The organism is Klebsiella indica (assembly GCF_005860775.1).
Taxonomy (GTDB): Bacteria; Pseudomonadota; Gammaproteobacteria; order Enterobacterales; family Enterobacteriaceae; genus Klebsiella; species Klebsiella indica.
In genome coordinates this window covers 1-1,262 of sequence record NZ_VCHQ01000069.1, presented here as the reverse complement: position 1 = coordinate 1,262, position 1,262 = coordinate 1, and the positions used below count along the sequence as shown (strand labels likewise).

Sequence of the window (1,262 nt, the reverse complement as noted above, 5' to 3'; positions counted from 1 at the left end):
CCTATCGCCTGACTGCAGATGAATAAATATTTTTCTTTCAATCCCCACACTCCATCATTAGCCTGGCCTCCGTTCATTAGATAGAAAAAATCAGACATACAGTCAAATCAACAGCGGCTTTGTTGAATAAATCAGATTTGAGGCGAGTCTTCCTGTAACAGCTCACTGTTCAGGCAATGCGCACGCTTTCTGGCATACCCGCCTTCGTCATTTTGTTCAGTGCACGCACCAGCGCCAAAGCCTCTGCAACCTGACCGTCGTAGTCCCGTAGCGCCAGCGAACCGCCTAACAACTGCTTTACCCTGTACATTGCCGTTTCGGCTATTGAGCGACGATTATAATCTGTCGTCYATTTCCACCGGGCATTGCTCCCGCTCAGCCGTTGATTTGCCACTGCACGGTTTCGGTCCGCATATTCACCCGGCCAGTAACCCGCGCCTTTCCGGGGAGGGATAAGTGCACTGATTTTCTTCCGACGCAGTTCGTCGTGGCATAACCGTGTATCGTAAGCCCCGTCTGCCGCCGCAGACTTTATTTTCCGGTGTGTCTGTCGGATAAGAGTCGGGAAAGCTTCGGCATCGGTCACATTGTTCAGCGACAGGTCTGCACAGATGATTTCATGTGTTTTTGCATCAACGGCCAGATGCAGTTTTCGCCAGATACGACGCCGCTCCTTGCCGTGCTTTTTCACTTTCCACTCGCCTTCACCGAAGACTTTCAGGCCTGTGGAATCAATCACCAGATGCGCTATTTCACCCCGGCTGGGTGTCTTAAAGCTGACATCAACCGACTTCGCTCGTTTGCTGACACTGGTGTAATCCGGGCAGCGCAAAGGAATGCCCATCAGGGCAAAAATGGAATMAATAAAGCCCTGTGCAGCCCGCAGGGTCAGCCGGAAAACGCGCTTAACGACCAGAACGGTAGTGATGGCAAGGTCTGAATAACGCAGAGGTCTGCCTCGTGATGAGGGCGTTGCTGATTCGTACCACGCCTGAATGGCTTCGTCGTCCAGCCAGAAAGTGACGGAGCCGCGATGAATGAGGGCCTTGTTATAGGCCTTCCAGTTGGTRATTTTGTACTTCTGCTTTGCCACGRTGTTGTCTGTATTATCAGGATAATGCGTGATCTGATCCTGCCGCTTGGCAAAAGTTCGATTTATTCAACAAAGCCCTTACAGACATTAATGATTGTTGATCCCGTTCCTACATTAGACGATGAATCTATGACAGTCGTATTGGAGAAATTCAAAACATATGGATTGA

At 50.2% G+C, this 1,262-nt stretch carries 1 protein-coding gene and 1 pseudogene; one reads left to right on the top strand and one right to left on the bottom strand.

Features of this window, described 5'->3' with window-relative positions; translation table 11 throughout:
* Positions 1 to 169: 169 nt before the first annotated feature.
* Positions 170 to 1,093, bottom strand: coding sequence for an IS5 family transposase (locus tag FE839_RS24490; RefSeq protein ID WP_138363273.1), 924 nt, complete (start codon positions 1,091 to 1,093; stop codon positions 170 to 172).
* 78 nt (positions 1,094 to 1,171) lie between these two features.
* Between FE839_RS24490 and FE839_RS24485 the strand changes: the two are divergent.
* A pseudogene (locus FE839_RS24485) lies at positions 1,172 to 1,262 on the top strand (L-fuculose-phosphate aldolase); the annotation flags it as partial.